Annotated in this window: 18 protein-coding genes and 1 pseudogene; 12 read left to right on the top strand and 7 right to left on the bottom strand. The window is 69.6% G+C overall.

Annotated features, from left to right (window positions below):
* Positions 1 to 54 precede the first annotated feature (54 nt).
* The 3 genes from mltG to BLS95_RS18915 all read right to left on the bottom strand — a co-directional run bounded on the left by mltG (position 55) and on the right by BLS95_RS18915 (position 2,882).
* The gene (mltG, locus tag BLS95_RS18925) at positions 55 to 1,005 is read right to left on the bottom strand and encodes an endolytic transglycosylase MltG (protein ID WP_090933000.1); all 951 of its coding nucleotides are present in this window, start codon (positions 1,003 to 1,005) and stop codon (positions 55 to 57) included.
* On the bottom strand, positions 1,002 to 1,514 hold the full coding sequence (locus tag BLS95_RS18920; protein ID WP_090932998.1) for a SigE family RNA polymerase sigma factor: 513 nt from the start codon (positions 1,512 to 1,514) through the stop codon (positions 1,002 to 1,004). Before BLS95_RS18920 ends, mltG begins: the two co-directional genes overlap by 4 nt.
* A gap of 84 nt (positions 1,515 to 1,598) precedes the next feature.
* Positions 1,599 to 2,882, bottom strand: a complete 1,284-nt coding sequence (locus BLS95_RS18915) for an MATE family efflux transporter (RefSeq protein ID WP_090932996.1) — start codon at positions 2,880 to 2,882, stop codon at positions 1,599 to 1,601.
* Positions 2,883 to 3,140: 258 nt separating this feature from the next.
* On the opposite strand from BLS95_RS18915, the gene BLS95_RS18910 reads away from it, so the two are divergent.
* Positions 3,141 to 3,638: a SigE family RNA polymerase sigma factor gene (locus tag BLS95_RS18910; RefSeq protein ID WP_245765146.1), complete on the top strand. Its 498-nt coding sequence runs from the start codon at positions 3,141 to 3,143 to the stop codon at positions 3,636 to 3,638.
* A complete protein-coding gene (locus tag BLS95_RS18905) occupies positions 3,635 to 4,681 on the top strand; it encodes a hypothetical protein (protein WP_090932991.1) in 1,047 nt (348 codons plus the stop codon). The genes BLS95_RS18910 and BLS95_RS18905 overlap by 4 nt, the downstream gene beginning before the upstream one ends.
* 133 nt (positions 4,682 to 4,814) lie before the next feature.
* Here the strand turns inward: BLS95_RS18905 and BLS95_RS18900 are convergent, their stop codons facing one another.
* Positions 4,815 to 5,729, bottom strand: coding sequence for a hypothetical protein (locus BLS95_RS18900; protein ID WP_143043786.1), 915 nt, complete (start codon positions 5,727 to 5,729; stop codon positions 4,815 to 4,817).
* 345 nt (positions 5,730 to 6,074) lie between these two features.
* On the opposite strand from BLS95_RS18900, the gene BLS95_RS18895 reads away from it, so the two are divergent.
* From BLS95_RS18895 to BLS95_RS18880, 4 genes and pseudogenes are all read left to right on the top strand, one after another.
* The gene (locus BLS95_RS18895) at positions 6,075 to 7,121 is read left to right on the top strand and encodes a trypsin-like serine peptidase (RefSeq protein WP_245765145.1); all 1,047 of its coding nucleotides are present in this window, start codon (positions 6,075 to 6,077) and stop codon (positions 7,119 to 7,121) included.
* Between the two features lie 103 nt (positions 7,122 to 7,224).
* Positions 7,225 to 7,416, top strand: a complete 192-nt coding sequence (locus tag BLS95_RS18890) for a hypothetical protein (RefSeq protein WP_090932988.1) — start codon at positions 7,225 to 7,227, stop codon at positions 7,414 to 7,416.
* A complete protein-coding gene (locus BLS95_RS57970) occupies positions 7,413 to 7,691 on the top strand; it encodes a hypothetical protein (RefSeq protein ID WP_143043785.1) in 279 nt (92 codons plus the stop codon). The genes BLS95_RS18890 and BLS95_RS57970 overlap by 4 nt, the downstream gene beginning before the upstream one ends.
* Positions 7,631 to 8,026: pseudogene (locus BLS95_RS18880) on the top strand (5'-nucleotidase C-terminal domain-containing protein); the annotation flags it as partial. The gene BLS95_RS57970 and the pseudogene BLS95_RS18880, both read left to right, overlap by 61 nt.
* A 332-nt stretch (positions 8,027 to 8,358) precedes the next feature.
* Here BLS95_RS18880 and BLS95_RS18875 read toward each other — a convergent pair.
* A complete protein-coding gene (locus BLS95_RS18875) occupies positions 8,359 to 9,219 on the bottom strand; it encodes a hypothetical protein (RefSeq protein WP_143043784.1) in 861 nt (286 codons plus the stop codon).
* A 363-nt stretch (positions 9,220 to 9,582) separates the two neighbouring features.
* Between BLS95_RS18875 and BLS95_RS18870 the strand changes: the two genes are divergently transcribed.
* Positions 9,583 to 9,777, top strand: a complete 195-nt coding sequence (locus tag BLS95_RS18870; protein ID WP_090932981.1) for a hypothetical protein — start codon at positions 9,583 to 9,585, stop codon at positions 9,775 to 9,777.
* On the opposite strand, the gene BLS95_RS18865 is transcribed toward BLS95_RS18870, so the two are convergent.
* Positions 9,756 to 10,616, bottom strand: a complete 861-nt coding sequence (locus BLS95_RS18865) for a hypothetical protein (protein ID WP_143043783.1) — start codon at positions 10,614 to 10,616, stop codon at positions 9,756 to 9,758. The genes BLS95_RS18870 and BLS95_RS18865 overlap by 22 nt on opposite strands.
* A 315-nt stretch (positions 10,617 to 10,931) precedes the next feature.
* Positions 10,932 to 12,143 (bottom strand): ROK family transcriptional regulator, encoded by a 1,212-nt coding sequence (locus BLS95_RS18860; RefSeq protein ID WP_218135843.1) that lies wholly within the window; start codon positions 12,141 to 12,143, stop codon positions 10,932 to 10,934.
* Between the two features lie 84 nt (positions 12,144 to 12,227).
* On the opposite strand from BLS95_RS18860, the gene BLS95_RS18855 reads away from it, so the two are divergent.
* From BLS95_RS18855 to BLS95_RS18835, 5 genes are all read left to right on the top strand, one after another.
* Complete coding sequence (locus BLS95_RS18855; protein ID WP_218135842.1) at positions 12,228 to 13,079, top strand: LacI family DNA-binding transcriptional regulator; 852 nt, start codon at positions 12,228 to 12,230, stop codon at positions 13,077 to 13,079.
* A gap of 138 nt (positions 13,080 to 13,217) precedes the next feature.
* Positions 13,218 to 14,534, top strand: a complete 1,317-nt coding sequence (locus tag BLS95_RS18850) for an ABC transporter substrate-binding protein (protein WP_090932976.1) — start codon at positions 13,218 to 13,220, stop codon at positions 14,532 to 14,534.
* Positions 14,535 to 14,606: 72 nt separating this feature from the next.
* The gene (locus BLS95_RS18845) at positions 14,607 to 15,473 is read left to right on the top strand and encodes a carbohydrate ABC transporter permease (protein WP_090932974.1); all 867 of its coding nucleotides are present in this window, start codon (positions 14,607 to 14,609) and stop codon (positions 15,471 to 15,473) included.
* The gene (locus BLS95_RS18840) at positions 15,470 to 16,285 is read left to right on the top strand and encodes a carbohydrate ABC transporter permease (protein ID WP_090932972.1); all 816 of its coding nucleotides are present in this window, start codon (positions 15,470 to 15,472) and stop codon (positions 16,283 to 16,285) included. The genes BLS95_RS18845 and BLS95_RS18840 overlap by 4 nt, the downstream gene beginning before the upstream one ends.
* Before the next feature lie 26 nt (positions 16,286 to 16,311).
* A complete protein-coding gene (locus BLS95_RS18835) occupies positions 16,312 to 18,852 on the top strand; it encodes a glycoside hydrolase family 2 protein (RefSeq protein ID WP_090932970.1) in 2,541 nt (846 codons plus the stop codon).
* Positions 18,853 to 18,864: the final 12 nt, after the last annotated feature.

Below are 18,864 nucleotides of genomic sequence, written 5' to 3'. Positions count from 1 at the left end.
CCGGCCCGGGCGTGCGGGCCGGGTCGCTGTGGTAGCGGGAGTGTCGTTCGTCGGCTATTCCACCAGCTTCCGTGCCTCTTGTCGCGCTTCGTCGACCAGTTTGGTGTAGTCCGCGTGGGAGGCGGCGAACTTCAGGATGCCCTTCCTCGGATCTGTCGCCACGTAGAAGAGCCAAGGGCCGGAGGCCGGCTTCAGCGCGGCCCTGATGGCGTCGTCCCCCGGATTGCCGATGGGAGTGGGCGGCAGGCCGGAACGCCTGTAGGTGTTGTACGGCGACGAGCTCTTGACGTCCTTGAGCGTCGCTTTCTTCCCGTACTTGTTCAGGCCGTAAAGGACCGGGCTGTCGATCTGCAGCGGCATGCGCCGGTCCAGCCGGTTGTAGATGACCCGGGCGATCTTGGGCATGTCCTCGAGCCGGCCCGCCTCGGCCTGGACGATGCTGGCGATGGTCAGGATCTCCAGCGGCGTTCTGCCGGCACGCCTGGCGCCGCCGACCAGGTCGGCGTTCTTGCTGAACCGGGCCATCATCGCCGTGAGGATCTCTCCCGGGCTCATGGTGGGGGAGAGCTTATAGGTGCCGGGGGAGAGGAATCCTTCGAGCCTTCCCTTGGCGTAGGACGGCAGGCCGAGCGCCGTACCGTCCCTGGCGGCCTTCTCGAACTCCGCCACCGGCCTGCCGGTGAACGACGACAGCGTCCTGAACACCTGTGAGAGCCGCATCCCCGCCGCCACGGTCACGGTGGCGGTCCGGGACTCGGAGGTCGGGCTCGAAGCGCGGGTCTGCCGCGCGGCGACATCGCCGGGGGCCTGCGATGAGACCGCCTGGACCACGACCGTGGATCCCACGGCCATCGCGGCGACCGCCGAAGCCGCCGCCACCAGAGTCAGGCCCCGCCGGCGAAGGGGGCGGTGCTCACGGTATTGGAGGAAGCGTTCCGGCGCCGGTGGCCGCTCCTCGTCGGCCATGTCGGAGAGCGTCTCACGCAGCAGGTTCTCGATGTTCATCCGAACTCCCTCACGACGGTCAGTTCAGGTGCCGCCTTCTTCAGCCGTTCCAGCGAGCGGTGAACCTGGCTGCGTACCGACCCCACACTGACGCCGAGCAGTCGCGCGATCTCGGTCTCGGAGAGGTCCTCGAAGTAGCGCAGCACGAGCATGGTCCGCTGCCGGGGTGTGAGCCGGGCGAGGGCCGCGCGCATCACCATGCGAAGGTCCACAACGTCGGCGTGCCCGTCACCGATCTGGTCAGGCAGCCATCCGGTGGACACCTCCGCGACGCGTGACCGCCGCCGCCACCGGCTCACCTGTTCGTGGTACATGACACGGCGGACGTATCCCTCGATGGCGCCCGGATCGCGCAGACTGCGCCACTTCGCGGCCGTCTTGACCAGGGCCGACTGCACCAGGTCCTCGGCGGCGTGCCGGTCACCGGTCAGCAGGTACGCGGTACGGAACAACGCCCCCGATCGGTCGACGACGAAGTGCCGGAAGGCCGCCTCAAATCCTGGATCCACCCAATCCTCCTCGCGATGTTCACAGGCAAGGACGCGGGCAGCGCGTCGATCTATGCCGACCCGATCGAGGTTTCTCGCTCGCCCCTATTCGGATGGCACCCACCGGGCGCCATGTCGTAGGAACCCGACACTCTGGACGAGGAGAATGGGCGCGCGGCTGGCGATCAACGCCACCCACAGACCGGTCAGCCCCCAGAGCGCCGTCACGGGCGTCATGGCCAGCGCGAGCAGCCCGTGCCCGACAACGGCCGATCCCAGGCTCCAGGTGGAGCGTTTGAGCCCCATCAGACTGGCGGACAGGACAATCCCGCAGTTGTCGGCCACGACGTAGGCCACCAGCAGCGGCAGCAGGCCGAGGGCCAGGGCAAGCACCCCGGCATCGGAGGTGAACAGCCCGAGCACGGCCTGTCCGAGGAGGAGCAGGACAAGCGCCCCCGCGAGCCCTCCGGCGGCCGTGACCGCCAGGGCCGCTCGGGTCACCCGGCGGGCCTCGCCCGGGGAGGCCGTTCTGGCGATCTCCGGCGGCACGGCCTGTCCGACGGCGGAGGCGGCCAGTCCGAGGAGTACGCCCAGCGCCACGAGGATGGCGTGGGCGGCGGCGCCCTGGACTCCCGTTCGCGCGGCGGCGTAGGTCACGCCGCCCATCACCGTGAACTTGACGACGATGGTGCCGGACATCGGGAGGCCGACGGTGGCCATGCGCCAGATCTGCCGTGGCCGGGGACGTTCCGGCCACAGAGTCCGCCCGGCCAGTTCGGGGACACGCAGGAGGAGAACGTTCGACATGGCGACCGTCAGGACGGTGGATGCCAGGGTCGCGATTCCGGCACCCTGGATGCCCATCCCGGGCACCAGCACGATCAGCAGGATCACCTGCGCTGCCGTGCCTGCCAGACTCGACCAGAGCACCCTCCGGGTGCGTCCCAGCGCGATCAGCGCCCCGTTGGCGCCTCCGGCTGCGGCGGCCAGCAGTACTTGGAGCGCGAGGAGCCGGGGCAACATGCCGAACTCCGCTGCCACCTGTCCAGGCACCCCGCCGATCCGGGCGATCAGGGGGACCCCGAGCATGACGCTCGCGCCGACCGTCCCGAGCCCGAGGGACAACCAGCGCGCGTCCTTCAGGATGGCGAGCGCCTCGGCGGGTCGGTCGCGGCAGGCCGCGATGAACGGAGACATGCCGCGCAGCCCGCCGGACACGGCTGCGCTGACCGGGGTGAACACCGCGTTAACGAGCGCGAAGGCCGCCAGTTGAACGGTCGCCTGGTGTCCCAGCAGGGAGGTGCTGAGGAGCTGGGCGACGACTCCGGCGCTCATGGACAGGAAGAGGGGAACCGCCGCGTTCAGGATCGCGCGATGAGGAGTGGACATGAAAAGCAAAATCCCGGGCGGTCACCCGCTCGGGATACAAGGTCATTATAGCCGACAAGCGTCCGGCGCCGGGCCGATGCGTTCGCACCGAACCACGGCCGCACTCTCGCCGGCAGCATCACCGCAGGTGTGAGCGGCTTCCACTTCGGCCAAGGATCCGGTCGGTGAGGGCCGGCAACCGTTCGCGGGCTCCAGCGGGTCATTAGGGGAGCCGGAATGATGGGAAGGGCGCGGTTAATGCGAGATAAGGCGGACTTTGTGGCATACGTCGAGGCTCGATCGCCACGATTGTTACGCACCGCGTACCTGCTCTGCCGCGACTGGGCGCAGGCGGAGGACCTGCTGCAGACCACGCTGGTGCGGGTGTGGCGGGCCTGGGGCAGGGTGGGGGAGCACCCGGACGCCTACGTGTCCCGGGTCCTGGTCAACACGCACCTGTCCTGGCGGAGCCGGTTCTGGCGGCGCGAGTTGCCCACGGAGGCGCCGCCCGAGACGGTCGCGCCGGATGACGAGATCGGCATGACCGACGAGCGGGCGGTGCTCTGGGCCGCGCTGGGGCGCCTGCCGCCACGCCAGCGGGCGGTGCTGGTCCTGCGCTTCTTCGAGGACCTGCCCGAATCCTCCGTGGCCGAGATCCTGAACTGCTCGATCGGCACCGTCAAGAGCCAGAGCAGCAAGGCGCTGGCCAAGTTGCGCATCGACCCCGAGATCATGCCGCCGACGGTGGCATCCCGTGTGGAAGGAGAGCTGCGATGACGTCCACCCTTCGTCAGCTGCGTGAGCTGTTCGATGACATGAGCGCCGACGCGCCGGTCGACCACGGGCGCATCACCCGGCTGGAGCAGCGCATCCGCAGGGACACGCGCCGCAGGGCCGTCGGCGCTGCCCTGGCCGGGGTGACCGCGCTCACCGCGGTCGGCGTCTTCGTCCCTGCTTTCCTCCTGCCCGACCCGGCCATGAAGCCGCGTGAGACGACGACGGCGGCCGTTCGGCCCGCGCCCGAGCTGCCGCGGCATTTCACCGCGGACGACGGCACCGAGTACCGCCGCCTGGCCACGGCCACGCTCATGGCGAAGTCGAAGAGTGAGCACAAGACGTCGATCACGGTCCCGGTTTCGGGGAAGCCGCTGGACGTGGCCGCGATATGCCCGAGCAATGTGAATCTGGCGGAGCGACCGAGGATCATCGTGAACGGCAAGCCCTCCGGTAGCTGGTTCAGGCAGTGCTACGAGGGGGCGGAGATGGGCCTGGCCTCGGTGAGCGTACCCAAGGGCGCCTCGAAGGTGACGATCACGTTCGACACGACGGCGTGGGGCTGCGGCAACAAGGAGGGCGAGCCGTGTCCGAGCATCACCCACTTGCGGCCCGCCAACTGGTCCATGGCGGTCTATGAGTGGACGCCGCCGGCCCGGCCGGTCGAACCGGAGCCGGTCAAGGCCCTTCCCCGCAGGCTGGGCACCATGAACGTGGTCGGACAGGACTCGGGGGTGTGGCCGCGGAAGTCCTCGTTCACGCTGACGGTCAGGAGCCCGGGCGGCGTCCTTGGCATCGAACACCTTTGTACGGGCGATCTGGTGGACCGGCTGTACATCTCCTACCAGATCGGCGACCGCGCCCCCTACGGGGGGAGCCCCTGTCGTTACCGGAAGGAGGGCCTGGACCCCAGATCGGACCCCATGGTGATGACCGAGATCCGGGTCCCCAAGGGGGAGAAGATCACCATCCGCGGCAATGCGAGGATGTGGGGAGGACACCCCAACCGCCAGGTCGCCTGGTCGGTCGGGGTGTATTCGAGATAGACGAGGTCGTGATCCGCGACTCCGCCTGACGGCCCGGCATCTCGGTGTCCGGAGCCCTCAGGGCAGTCGCGGCGAAAGAGGCCGCCCGCGGCATGGTCGGCCTCTCCGACATCTCGTCCCCAGGTGTCCCCATTCAAGTGGAACGCTTTTCCGTCCACGGCTCGTACGTGGTGTCCCCCGGGAGTACCCAGACCGGCACGTCGGGCCTGGTCATCGCCCGCAGCAGCGTCGTCTTGCCTGTTGTCTTCGAGACGCGGTAGATCGCCACCCCCGTCTTCGTCTTCGATCGCACGACCAGGCGTCCCGCCTGATCGAAGTCGAGGTCATCGATGTATTGCCCGCTCGGCAACCGCACGCTCACCGTGCGGCTCACGCGGCCGGTCCTCGCGTTGAACAGGCGCAGCTTGCGCTCCTTGTCCTCCGCGCCGATCGCCACCGCCGCCGTGGCGTAGTCATTCGCCAGCGCTTCCACCGGCTTTTTCAGGCGCACCCGGACACGTAGTTCCCGGTCGAACACCGCCGGCCCCTTTTCGTCCTCCAGCAGCAGTCCCTTGCTGTCCGGAGTGAATCCCATGAAGGACCACCAGTCCGTCACTCCGGCGCGACTCAATATCTTGCCTTTCCGCACGTCGGCGAAGACGCCCAATCCCGGCGCCGAAGTGCCCGTGATCACGAAACCGCCGTCGTTCGACACCCACGGCCACTCCTCGTTGATGGTGTTCGTCGTGAGGTCCCGTGCCACCACCCTTTCCTTGCTGCTCAGGGTCCGCTCGACGAACAGGCCATCCGATTTCCGGAAGTAGAGAAAGTGCTTCCCATCCCCACTGACCAGGAACGGCGCTCGCGAGCCGGCGTTGACCGTATCGGCAGGCGCCTTGGCGAGCGCCCCCGGCAGCTTGACCACCTTTCCATTGGTCAGCACCAGTTCCCAGCCCTGTGTTCGTTGCGCATACGCGATGGTGACCGGCGCGGTCGCCGCCACCGCAGGCTGTCCGACGAGAGTTACGGCGGTCAGGAGAAGTGCTCCGAGAGCAATACGGAAGTTCACGTTTCATGGGATGCAAGATCGTCTCAAAAGGTTGCGGGATAGCCGAAGGAGTTGTGAACGCCAACGGCACCGGGGTTGGAGGTGGTTGCGCGGCGGACCACCACGCCGCGCAGCCGGTCGCCGCCGCGCCCCCGCTTCGGACCTCGCGCGCCCGCCGTTACCGCCGAGCGCGTTGGAGGCAACATGCTACGAAGATCGGTGACTGCGCAAAGGAGCCCCTGACAATATTCGTAATTCAGTTCGAAAACAGTCTTCCCTGTGTGGGTCCTCGGCGTTTACGATCTTCCTGTTGCTCCGCGCGGGCCGTCACCGAGACGGCCCCATGAGGGAACGGGGATGATCGTCATGAGACGTAAGCTGCTCGCATGCGGCCTCGCGTTAGGCCTGCTGACCGCCATCGCTCCGACCGCGCCCGCCCACGCGGCGGACGTGGTGTCGGCCCCCCTGGTCTGGGGCGTGCCGGAGGCCCGGCAGGCCGTGGCGTACTGGCTGGCCGACGGGGGCGCCAACCTGAAGAACGCCACGGCGTTCATCCCGCCGTACGACGTCCAGGGGGAACGCACCTCCGGCACCATCGTGCCGCCCGGCAAACCTTTCCAGGTCGGCCCGGTCGCCCCACTGGCGGAGGGCGAACCACCCCGGACCACGGGCAAGGTGTTCTTCGTCGGCGGTGACCACGAGCCGCACTGGTGCTCGGGCGTCGCCCTGCAGAACGCGTACCGCAACCTCGTCGCCACGGCCGCGCACTGCGTGTACGACATGGTGAGCGGGCCCGCCACGAACTACCACTGGGTCTTCATCCCCGGCCCCGCCACCGACGGCACGCACCCGTACGGCATCTACGCCGGCAAGCAGGTGTTCACCCACTACGACTTCACGCAATACCGCGACCCCGACCGCGACGTCGCCTTCGTCAGCGTCTTCAGCGGCGTCGTCCCGTCCGCCGACGGCACGCTCACCACCAACGGTCGGCTGGGGGACATCGTCGGAGGGCAGGGCGTGACCTTCAACAAGACGATCGACGAGACGACGACCCCGGTGGACGTCTTCGGCTACCCCGTCGGCCCCCACCCCGACGGGACCCGGCCCTACACCGGCCAGAGCCTCGAACGCTCCACCGGGCAGGTGTCCACGACGCACCTGACCAGCCCGTCCGCCGACCAACTGGTCGGCGTCGAGTCCCCGTTCACCGGTGAGGGCTCGCTCGGGTCCCCCTGGCTGCAGGGTTATGAGGACGAACGCGGTCTCGGCTACCTCAACGGCATCACGGCCGGGGTCTCCGACACCGACGGCAACGGCCGCTACGACACGGGGATCTCCCCGTACTTCGACAGTCCGCTGGTCACCATCTACCGCACCGCAGCCGCCAACTGGACCGGCCGCCTCACCTGACGCGCCCGTCATGAGCCCCCCTCCCAGAGAGCCTGGGCCAGGAGAGGAGGCGGTAGCCAGCCTTCGGTCGCCTTTTCCCTACCAGCATTCTGAAAGGAAACCGTTGACCTTCCAGGTCCACGGTACTTTCGAGGGGCTCCCCAGCGGCTCGCAGGTCATCCAGTACCGCCTCGTCGGCGCCGAGAAGTGGAGGAAGCTCCTCGTGCCGGCCGACCACGGTCCCCGGTACACCACCGTGCTGGAGACGCTCGACTGGGACGACGAAACGCCACGACCTCGGTGCAGATCGAGGTGAGGCAAGCCGACGACCTCATGTCCAACCTCCTCAACATCTTCGAATGCAATTCGCCGGGCGAGGACGCGACGTTCGGTGAGACCGCTGAGAACATCGACCTGACCACGGGCGGCGGCCCCCTGCTCGAACTGACCGCCGACGCCTACCTCTACGCCGTCAGCCCTCCGGCGCGGACGTCGCTCGCGTCAGCCGGTACGGATTCCGCACCGGCCTCGACGCCGGCCCGGTCACATTCGGGGAACTGTGGAACACCCAGCCGTACGGGCTCGCCGTGAACGTGAACGCGATGACCGGCGCCCAACTCAAGAGCATCCTGGCGTATTCGAACCCTCAGGGCTGGATACTCACCCCCTCATCCTCCCTCCGTTACACCTTGGAGGGCGGCGCGGTGACCGAGCTCACCCTGAACGGCGTTCCGGTCGCCGATGACCAGGTCATCAAAATCGCGGCCAACAGTGTTTTGATGAGCGGCTATGGCGGATTCCCCCAATGGAAGGGAACCACCATCGTCTACCGCGGCGGGTTGGACGACAGAGCGACGCTGGCGTCCTATCTCATGAATAACTCACCGGTCAGCGCACCGCTGGGAGACCGCGTCACCATTCGATAAGTGATATTCAGCCGATCGCCGGGCGGATCGCAATTCCGTCCGGCGATCCGCTGACACTGGCGAGCTCGCGCACCCAACTGTCGCGACTCTTCCCGTAGTCCTTCCACCGGTCACCGTCAGCGCCTCCAGCAGGCTCCGCAAAGGAGCGAGCCTTGTGACCAGGGGACTCCGCTCGATGACGGCGTGTGACACGTCGGCCAACGGCAACCCTGGGTCGGGCCCATCCACGACGCGGCTGATATGGTCCGCCGTGAACTCGGCCGTGGCGCCGGGACTGGTGAAGGGTGCCTCGCGGCGGTCGTACGTTACCGGGGTGAACTGGGGCCGTTCGGTCAAGTCGAGACCTTCGCGTCGACGGCCGCCGTGAAGCGGGTCACCTCGGTCGGGGCGCTCCGGTCCGGAAACGTGGCCCGCACCTCAATGGTGGCTCGTACCCGCAGGTCAAGCCGGGTGACCTGGCCTGCGGCGATCCGTACCCGCACCGTCGTGGGCTCGGCGCCGTCGCAGCCCTGTCCCGTGGCGAGGCCAGGTGCCCGTACGACCACCGTCACCTCATGCTCGCCGGGGGGAAGTCGGTAACACCAGGTGCGCCAGCCGAACGGACGCCTCACACCGTCGATGGACAGTGCCGGCCACGGCAGCCACGCGTTCGGGTCGGTCGTCGGCTGCGCGGCGATCCGGGTCCCGTTCCACGTGTAATCCCGCGCTGCCGTGGCGGTGACGACGAGAAGCCCACGGCTTCCGTCGGCGGAGCCGGACGGAGCGACGCCGTCACCAAGGAACATCCCGACGTCCGAGGCCCGTGCGTCCGAGTCGGCCTCATAGGACACGGCGGCACGGTACCGACGGTCGATGCGACGCTTCATAAGACTCCACGACACGGTGGCCACCACCACGATCATCAGCAGGGCGACGAGGAGGGCCGCCGTCGGCTGGAGGCCGGCCGCATTGGCAAGCAGCGTTGCACCGGCCAAGGCCAGATAGGCGACCGCGATCCCGAAATGGCCCGCGCCCATACGGCGCCGGGCCGGCGCCCGAACGAGCACGCCGTCCGCGCCACCGATCGACGCCGGCGTCCAGTACTCCAGTTCCGTGATCTCCCCGGCGCGGGCGCGGACCAGCCGTGCCGTCTCCGCCGAGGATCGCCCACGCACCTCGACGAGATGCTCGCCGGATTCGGTCACGACGACCATCCGGCCGAGTCCATGCCACATCGGCTGGTCGTCGACTCCGACCGCCTTCCGCGCCACGAAAGTGATCGGATCCGTCGTCCTGGTCCGGATCCGGACCGAGATACCGGCCTTCCCGATGGGCAGTCCCGGCGCGGGCTCCCCTACGGGCCAGGCCACGACCGGCGCCCCAGGGTACGGCATGGCCGGTAACAGCCTCTCCCACCGGTTCATCGTTCAGAATCCAAGGCGTCGTCGATTTGCTTGTCCGGACATGTGCGGCAACCCGCCCCCTGGTAATCCCGATGCACGTATTGAAGTTGGAGAAGGGCCAGCGTAGTTCCCCGCGTCGGCGAGGACCGAACCGGCGATCTCGGCAAGGACAAGATGGCACTGGTGGTGAAGAACCGGACGACGTCCTCGCGTGGCCAGGCGCCCAGTTACCGGGGCCAGCAGGAAATCGTCTCAGCCACCAGGCGGCGCGCTTCCAGCGCGGCCCGCAGCGCCGCGGCGCTGGACGTGCCCGATCACTCGACCAAGATCGAAGTCATCGGTAGTGTTCACGGGCTGGGGCGGAGCTGATGTGCGGGAACGGTGCGCAGCTCCAACACCAGCGGTCGCCCCGTCACGAGGTCGGTCCCGGCGATCGTCAACCGGCCCGCGCCGAGCGAGTACGTCCCGGACAACAGTTGCTCACCCTTGCTGAGCCAGGTTCGCCAGAGCCTGATCGTGGTGGTGGCGGCATCAACCTCGAAGTGGTACGTCTGCCAGGTCTGGCCGCTGCGCAACACGGCCTGGAAGGCGCGATTGTGCTCGAAGTAGACGCGCTCGGCGGGGCCCGGCAGGCCCGGAGGCCGGAAGCTGCCCGCGGTCACGTCCCATGTCCCGTCGAGCGGCGTGGGCGCGCGGTTGTTGTAGTTGGCGGTGTAGAACGAGCACGAGGCCGCCAGCGCGAGCAGGAGCGCCAGGACTCCGGCGGGCACCCATCGGGGCCGCGTGCGCGGCGGCGGGGGAGCGGCGCCGTCCTGGCCGTTCTTCCAGAAAAGCGCGGTCAGTTCTCTCCGGTGCCGCCACAGCACGTACGCGGCACAGCCGGCGCCGATCAGGGCGATCAGCATGGCGTCGATGGCGATCCCGTACGAGAGGTTGAGCACGGCGATCCCCCCGAGCAACCGCACCGTGCCCGCGGCGCCGAGCAAGGCGGTACGGCGGAAGGCCAGCGCTATACCGAGGCCGATCTGCGCCAACGCGATCAGGGTGCCGAAGACCGGTGAATACCCGAAGTAATACCAGGTCAGCCAGAATCCGCTGACCGTGCCCATGGGTTTGTCCAGCTCGGAGTCCAGGATGGTGAACTGGGCGCCGAAGATCTTGGCGAAACCGTACTGCAGCAGGATCGCCACCGGGATCCACCGGAACACCACCTAGAGGACCCGCCCCTTGTCCCGCCCGCCCTTGCCGTCGTCGCGCCCGCCCGCCGAATCCCCCGTCACACTCGTCCATTCCCCGGTCAAACCGCCCTCCGTTCGAAGTCGGCGTGGGCTTCCCCGTACTGGCAAGTCTCGCCGGGTGGGCGGCCTTAATGCCGTGATGACACCACCTTGTGATGAACTCTCCCGAGGACTCGCGGAATGCTGCACCTGCTGATCGTCGACTACACAGGCTGAGAGGGAGACACCGCCCCCTTCGTCCGGGAGCACGTGAATATCTCGAACGACATTCGTCAGCCGTCGTCGTCAGGGCTGCGGTGCCGCGACCTGTGGTCCGTGTCCCGGTGCCACCGAGCCCTGCAGCACCAGCGCGGCCCCGCCGATCGCCGCCGAATCCCGGGGGTTGCTCGACAGGTCGACCTGCACCGCGTGGATTCGTCGCGAGAACGTACGCTCTCCGAGCCGGCGCCGGATCTCGCTCACGTACAACGAGCCCGCGACCGCGAAACCCGGCCCGGCGAGTACCAGCGTGTCCAGGTCCCACAGGTTCGCCAGGGTGAGCGCGCCGTCGGCCAGCAACGCCGCCGACTCCTCCACAAGGACCCGCGCCTGCTCGTCACCGTAGATCGCCGCGCGGGCGAGCACGTCGAAGGCCCGCGCGACCGGGTCGTTGGGGCGGATCCCCAGACGGTCGGCGAGACCGGCGATCGTGCGGGCGCGCGACACCAGCGCGGCCGGGGCCGCGTACAGCTCCAGGCAGCCGCGGTTCCCGCACCGGCATGGGTCCCCGTCGCGCACCACGGACACGTGCCCGATCTCGCCCGCGTTCGAGCTGGCCCCCCGCTGGAGCGCTCCGTCGAGGACGACCCCCGAGCTGATCCCGGAGTTCATGTAAAGGCACCCGAACGTACGGTCCCTGGAGACCTGCCGCCCCCAGAACTCACCCACGGCGGCGGCGGAGGCGTCGCCGTCGACGAGCACCGGCACCCCGAGCCGCGCGGACAGCGCCCGCCGCAGGTCCAGGTGCCCGAAACCGGGCAGCGCGAGGAAACGACCCCGCGCCACGTCGACCGGCCCCTGTGCGACGACGGCCAGGCCCGCCACGCTCTGCGGCGCCAGCCCGAGGCCGCCGGTCACGTGCAGGTAGAGGTCGCTGAGCTGGGTCACCACATCCTCGGTGGGCGAGACGGCGACGAGTTCGCGGCCGATGGTGCCGCCACGGGTGTCGGTCACCACGCACGTCAGCGTGTCGGCTCCGACGCGGATGCCGATGCCGTACGCCGAGCGGGAGTTGATCACGAGCATGGTGCGCGGCTTGCCACCGGTCGCCACCGTGTCGCCGGTCTCGCGGACGACGCCGTCGTCGAGCAGGCGGCGGACGATGTTGGAGATCGTCGGCTGGGTCAGGCCGGTCGCCTCGACGAGCTCGACCCGGCTGATCGGTCCGGAGGACCGGATGAGGTCGACGATGAGCGCACGGCTCCCGGGTCCCGCAGCCGCGGATTCTCGCCTCGCCAACGCTGGACCGCCTCTCGCCCCCTGCCGCCTTCGTGGCGGCACTACCGTTACGGGGCACGAGGTTAGTTCACGAGGAGGACACAGATGGCTGCGGAATCGGCGGGCCCACGCGCGGGTACGCCCGTGGGGCTCGCTCTCGTACGTGACGCCGAGGTCCTCGGGGCCGAGCCGTTCTTCCACGAGTTCATCGCGGGCATGGAACGTGTCCTGGTGCCGCTCGGCGTCCCGGTGCTCCTTCAGGTCGTCGCGACGGTCGCGCAGGCCGCCGCCCGCATGCGGGCCTGGGCCGAGGAAAGCCGGGTGCAGGGCGTGATCCTCATCGACCTGCTGCCGGGCGACGAGCGGGTGGCGCTCGTACGCGAACTGGGCATGCCCGCGGTCGTCATCGGCGACCCGGTGACCGCCGGAGGGCTGCCGGCCGTGTGGACGCAGGACGAGGTCGCCATGCGCGACGTCGTCGCCAAGCTCGTCGCGGGCGGCCACGGCCACCTCGGGCACGTGGCCGGGCCCGCCGAGATGGCGCACACGATCATCCGCCGCCGCACCTTCGACGCCGTGGCGGCCGAGCACGGCGTGCGGACGACGACGTTCGACGGCGACTACTCCGAGGCGGCCGGCGTGCGCGCCGTCACGACCCTCGCGGGCATCGACGACCGGCCGACCGCGCTCGTCTTCGACAACGACGTCATGGCGCTGGGAGCGCTGCACGAGGCCGCCCGGCTCGGGCTCGCCGTGCCGGCCGACCTGTCGCTCGTCGCGTGGGACGACTCGGCGTTGTGCCAGCTCGCGGAGCCGCCGCTGTCGGCCGTCAGCCACGACGTGCAGGCGCTCGGCGAGCTGGTGGGGGAGACGCTGGCCGAGGTGCTGTCGGGGGCCGCCGCGCGGGTCATCATGGCCGACCCGGCCACGCTCGTCGTTCGCGGCTCGAGCATTTAATAGATTACTAATCTTTGTTATTGACTTCGGGCTTCCTGTCCTGTTTTCTATGGTTCAGCACCCCTGGCAACACCCGTGTGACCCGTGAGTAACATCCGGGACACACGACACCCCCCGAACATGAAGCAAAGGAAGCCCATGCACCGCACCACGCCTCGGGCCGTACGCGGGGTGGCCGCGTTCGCCGTCGGAGTCCTCGTTCTCTCCCTCGCCGCGTGCGGCTCCGAGGAGCCGGCGGCGCCCGCCGGAGGCACGGCGTCCGCGCACGGGGGCGGCTCCCTCGACGTCGTCACCCGCTGGGCGGCCGGCAACTCGGCGGCGGCGGCCCAGAAGCGCGTATTCGACGCCTACACCAAGGAGACCGGCACCACGGTCAACGTCACCGAGGGCCTGGAGGCCATCGACGACCAGGTGGAGACCGCGATCGCGGCGGGCAAGTCGCCCGACCTGGTGATCGTCAACCTCTTCGACAAGACCGTCGGCTGGCTCGACGCGGGTGTCACCGTCCCCGTCGACCAGTACGTCAAGGACTGGGGCCTGGAAGCCAGGATGAAGCCCGAGGCGCTCGACGAGTGGCGGGTCGCCGGCGGCGAGCTCCAGGGCCTGCCGTTCTCCGGGTTCAGCTGGCCGTTCTGGTACAACACCGAGTTGCTCACCAAGGCCGGGGTGGCGTCCGTGCCGACGACCACCGACCAGCTCATCGACGCGGCCAGGAAGCTGCGCGCGGCCGGGATCGGCCCGGTCGCCGTCGGCGGCAAGGACTGGTCCGGGCAGAAGCTCTTCTACCAGATCGCCCAGTCGTTCACCGACGCCAAGACCATGCAGAAGGTCATGCAGGAGGGCGGCTACTGCTCGACGCCGACCGTGATGAACGGCATCAAGCTGTTCACCGACCTGCGCGACGCCAAGGTGTTCGTCGACAACGCCGCCGGGCTGTCGGCCGACGACATGTACGCCACGTACTACTCCGGCAAGGCCGCGATCATGTCGGCCGGCTCGTGGGCGTACACCGAGTCCAAGGCCTCCGGCACGGGCATCGAGACGCGGACCACCCTCGGCGGGTTCCCCGTGCCGAGCGGCGCCGTCTACGCCAAGCCGACGGCCTACCAGGGCTTCACCGGCGTCGGCTTCCTGATCACCAAGCAGGGCGCCTCGCCCGAGAAGATCGGCAGGATCAAGGCACTCATCACCAAGTTCTACGACCAGGCCACCGTCGGCGACTTCGTCAAGGACGCCGGCATCCTGCCCCCCGTCACCGGCGACTTCGCCTCGTACGCGACCGACCCGCTGACGGCCAAGTCACTGGACCTGGACGCCGAGGTCGACCACGCGGTGCTGCCCGACGTCTGGATCGGCTCCGCCTCCGACACGATCACCCAGGTCCTGACCGGGGCCTACGGCAACGCGACTCCGCAGGAGATCTGCGAGGGCCTCGACAACGCCACCAAAGGCTGAGAGACCACTCTCGACCGGGGGCCGCCGAGTTCCGCGGCGGCCCCTCTCCTGCCCGAAGGAAAACACCCTCCCATGACCAGATCCACCCGGGTCCTCTGGCTGACCGTCCCCTCCCTCGCCTGGTTCGCCGTCTTCTCCATCGGCCCGCTCGCCGCGATGTTCGTCATCGCCACACTGCGCTGGAAAGGGCTGCTGTACGAGCCCACGTACATCGGCCTGGAGAACGTCACCAAGGTGTTCGCCGACCCGACCTTCCACGCGGCGGTGCGCAACAGCCTGATCCAGGTGGCCGTCGCGATCCCGGTGATGATCCCGCTGGCCTTCATGCTGGGATACCACCTCAACACCAAGCCGCGGGGCTACCGGATCCTGTCGGTCCTCTACTTCTCGCCGGGACTCATCTCGATCTCCATGACCGGGATGATCTTCTACGGGGTGCTGTCGCCCAACGGCGGCGTCAACGGCCTGCTGCGCGGCCTCGGGCTCGACTCGCTGGCCACCGCGTGGCTCGCCGACCCGGCCACCGCGCTGCCGAGCCTCATCGCCATCGACCTGTGGCGCGGCGTCGGCTGGACGGCGGTGTTGTTCGCGGCCCGCCTCGCCAGCATGCCGGGCGAGGTGATCGAGGCCGCCCAGATCGACGGCGCCGGCAGGTTCCGTACGATGTGGCAGGTCGCCTACCCGATGGTGAAGGACTACGTCCGCACGCTGACGATGCTCCAGTTCCTCTGGACGCTCTTCACCTCGGCCGCGCTGATCCTGCTGCTCACCCAGGGCGGGCCCGGCACCTCCTCGACCACCCTGTCCTACCTCGTCTACGCCAAGGCCTTCTCGATGCGCGACCTCGGCTACAGCCAGGTCGTGGGCGTCGTGCTGCTCCTGCTCGGGATCGGCGGAATGGCACTGATCCGAGCCCTGCTGCGGGAGCGCACCCGATGAGGAAACATCCGCTCGCGACCGTCCTGAGCTGGCTGTACGCCCTGATCCTCGCGGCGCCGCTCTACTACCTCGCGGTCAGCGCACTGAAGACCAACATCGAGATCTTCACCCGGCCGTTCGCGCTACCCGCGGCGTGGCTGTGGGACAACTTCCGCACCGCCTGGGAGACCGCCCGGCTCGGGCAGGCGCTGCTCAACTCGGTGCTCATCTCGCTGGTCGCGATCGTGCTGACGCTGGCGCTGGCCGTACCGGCGGCGTACGCGCTGGCCCGCACCGACAACCGGGCGGCCCGGGTGATCACCGGCACGTTCTCGGCCGGGTTCCTCATCCCGCCCTTCGCGGCGCTGATCCCCACGGTCGTGCTGGCGATCGAGATGGGGCTCTTCGGCACCCGCGAGTTCCAGATGCTCTTCCTGCCCGCGAGCGCGCTGCCGCTGTCGGTGCTGCTGCTGACGCAGTTCATGCGCACCGTGCCGGCGGCGCTGGTGGAGTCGGCCGCACTCGACGGCGCCGGGCACTGGCGGCTGCTGACGCGGGTCTTCGTGCCCATCGCGATGCCGGGCGTGGTGAGCGTGACGATCCTCCAGCTGCTCACCTTCTGGAACGAGTACCTGTTCGCCCTGACCATCACCGGCACCGCGCCGGACGTGCGCACCGTCCAGGTCGCCCTGCCGGCGCTCGTCTCCGACGCGACCAACCTCGGCGTGCTCGCCGCCGGCACGGTGCTCACCGTGCTGCCGGTGTACGTCGCCTACTCACTCATGAATCGCCGGATGCAGGAAGCACTCACCGCGGGGGCGGTCAAAGGATGACACAGACCACACAGGCCACTACCTCCATGACCGCCACTCGCCTCGACCTCGGCGGCGAATGGGAGCTGACGTGGGCCGGAGGGCCGGACGACGCGCCGGAGGCCGTCCGCACGGCGGCGATCCCGGCGCGGGTGCCCGGCGAGGTGCACACCGCCCTCATGGCCGCCGGGCTCATCGCCGACCCCGACGTCGGGTGGGGCGAGCTGGAGCAGCGGTGGGTCGGCCACTCCCAGTGGGTCTACCGGCGCACGGTGCACTGGTCGCCGGTTCCCGGGGCGCGCACCGACCTGGTGGCCGACGGCCTCGACACGATCGCCGACGTGTACGTGAACGGCCGCCTCGTCGGCGCCGCCCGCGACCAGCACCTTGCCTACCGCTGGCCGGTCAACGACGTGCTGGTGCCCGGCGACAACCTCGTCGAGGTGCGGTTCGCCTCGGCGTGGGAGGCCGCCTACCAGCACGAACACGCCCACGGCCCGCTGCCCAGCCCGTACGACGAGCCCTACGCGCACGTACGCAAGGCCGCCGCCAACTTCGGCTGGGACTGGGGCCCTCACCACGTCACCGCCGGGATCTGGCGGGACATCCGGCTGGAGACCTACACGGGCCGGATCGACCACGTCCGCCCGCTCGTCACCCTCGACCCCGGCCACACCGCCGCCCACGTCATGGCGCACGTACGGGTGGACGCGCCGGACGGGTCCGAGGTGCGCGTGGAACTGGCCGACCCGACCGGACGGCCGGCGGGGTCGGCCTCGGGCACGGTCATCGGAAGTGACGAGGTCGTCGTCGCGCTGCGGGTGGACGACCCCGACCTCTGGTGGCCCGTCGGCCTCGGCGCGCAGCCGCTGTACCGCCTGCGCGTGGAGGTCGGCCACGCCGGGGTCGTGCTGGACGTGGCATCCGTACGGGTGGGACTGCGCAGCGTCGCGGTCGACGAGACCCCCGACGCGCTCGGCACCCGCTGGGCGCTCGTCGTCAACGGCACGCCGGTGCGGGCCCGGGGGTACAACTGGATCCCCGACGACACGTTCGCCGGCCGGGCCACGCCGGAGAGGGTGGCGCACCGGATCGACCAGGCGGTCGCCGGGAACGCCAACCTGCTGCGCGTCTGGGGCGGCGGGCACTTCGCCACGGAGGAGTTCCTCGACGCGTGCGACGAGCGCGGTGTCCTGGTGTGGCACGACTTCCTCTTCGCGTGCGCCGCGTACTGTGAGGACGAGGAGATGACCGCGCTGGTGACCGCCGAGGCGGAGCAGGCGGTCGCCCGGATGGCGGCGCACCCGAGCCTGGTGATCTGGTGCGGCGGCAACGAAACCGTGCTCGGCTGGCACCACTGGGGCTGGGCCGACCAGATCGGCACGCGCGGCTGGGGCGCGCGCTACTACCTCGACGTGCTGCCCGCGGTGCTGGAACGGCTCGACCCCACGCGGCCCTACGTGCCCAACTCGCCTTGGTCGGGCACGCTCGACCGGGACCCGGCGGCCGACACCCACGGCCTCAGCCACCTGTGGGACGCCTGGAACGAGCGCGACTACGCCCATTACCGCTACCACGACCCGTCGTTCGTGGCCGAGATGGGCTGGTGCGGCCCGCCCGCGTGGACGACGCTCGACCGCGTCGTCCCGGGTGAATCTCCCGGGCCCGACTCGCCGCAGACGCTTCACCACCTGCGCGCCATCGACGGCCTGCACAAGCTCACCCGGGGGCTCCAGCCCCATGTGCCGACGCCCAGGACCGACGCCGACTGGCACTTCGCGACGCAGGTCGTGCAGGCCCGCGCGGTCGCGGCGGGCGTCGAGTGGCTCAGGTCGCGCGAACGGTGCGCGGGCGCGGTGGTCTGGCAGCTCAACGACTGCTGGCCGGCGATCAGCTGGTCCGCCGTCGACAGCGCGGGCATCGAGAAGCCGCTCTGGTACGCGCTGCGTCGCTCGTTCGCTCCCCGCCTGGCAACCGTCCAGCCGGTCACCCCAGGGCCGACCCACGACCCGACCGGTCCCGACGGCCTGGTGGTCGTGCTGGTCAACGACTCGGCCACGGCCTGGACGGCCGACGTGCTGGTCCGCCGGGTGGCGCTCGACGGCCGGGAGCTCGCCCGGACCACCCTCAGTGCCGGGTGCCCGGCCGGCGGCCTGGTACGGCTGCCCGTCGACCCGGCCGTCGCGAACCCCGGCGATCCGCACGCCGAGATGCTCGTCGTCGAGGCCGGCGGGACGCGTACCACCTGGATCTACCGCCCCGAGCGTGAGCTGACCGCACCGCACCCGGAACGGCGGGTCGCCGTCGAGATCGCCGACGGCGTCCTGCGCGTCACGGTCACCGCCGTGACCACCCTGCGCGAGGTGTGCGTGGCCGCCGACCGGCTCGCCGCGCCACTCGGCCTCGAACCGTCCGCGCTCGCCGTGGACGACGCCCTCGTCACGCTCCTGCCGGGCGAGAGCCGTACCTTCCACATCACCCGGCGGGACGGCCGCGCCATCGCGCCGGCCGAGCTGCCCAGCACCCTCCTCAACGCCACGGTCCGGTCCTTTGGCGAGGTCACCGGCCCCAATGGGAATTCGCTCTGACCGAAGGAACCC

This window comes from Nonomuraea jiangxiensis, from assembly GCF_900099965.1.
GTDB lineage: Bacteria > Actinomycetota > Actinomycetes > Streptosporangiales > Streptosporangiaceae > Nonomuraea > Nonomuraea jiangxiensis.
This window is presented reverse-complemented; position numbering and strand designations above follow the sequence as displayed.

What these genes read in the sequence shown, in the direction of transcription:
- mltG (WP_090933000.1), bottom strand. Translation starts at nt 1,005, where the DNA reads ATGAACATCGAGAACCTGCTGCGTGAGACGCTCTCCGACATGGCCGAC.
- BLS95_RS18915 (WP_090932996.1), bottom strand. Translation starts at nt 2,882, where the DNA reads ATGTCCACTCCTCATCGCGCGATCCTGAACGCGGCGGTTCCCCTCTTC.
- BLS95_RS18905 (WP_090932991.1), top strand. Translation starts at nt 3,635, where the DNA reads ATGACGTCCACCCTTCGTCAGCTGCGTGAGCTGTTCGATGACATGAGC.
- BLS95_RS18895 (WP_245765145.1), top strand. Translation starts at nt 6,075, where the DNA reads ATGAGACGTAAGCTGCTCGCATGCGGCCTCGCGTTAGGCCTGCTGACC.
- BLS95_RS18875 (WP_143043784.1), bottom strand. Translation starts at nt 9,219, where the DNA reads ATGGTCGTCGTGACCGAATCCGGCGAGCATCTCGTCGAGGTGCGTGGG.
- BLS95_RS18870 (WP_090932981.1), top strand. Translation starts at nt 9,583, where the DNA reads ATGGCACTGGTGGTGAAGAACCGGACGACGTCCTCGCGTGGCCAGGCG.
- BLS95_RS18855 (WP_218135842.1), top strand. Translation starts at nt 12,228, where the DNA reads ATGGCTGCGGAATCGGCGGGCCCACGCGCGGGTACGCCCGTGGGGCTC.
- BLS95_RS18850 (WP_090932976.1), top strand. Translation starts at nt 13,218, where the DNA reads ATGCACCGCACCACGCCTCGGGCCGTACGCGGGGTGGCCGCGTTCGCC.
- BLS95_RS18845 (WP_090932974.1), top strand. Translation starts at nt 14,607, where the DNA reads ATGACCAGATCCACCCGGGTCCTCTGGCTGACCGTCCCCTCCCTCGCC.
- BLS95_RS18840 (WP_090932972.1), top strand. Translation starts at nt 15,470, where the DNA reads ATGAGGAAACATCCGCTCGCGACCGTCCTGAGCTGGCTGTACGCCCTG.
- BLS95_RS18835 (WP_090932970.1), top strand. Translation starts at nt 16,312, where the DNA reads ATGACCGCCACTCGCCTCGACCTCGGCGGCGAATGGGAGCTGACGTGG.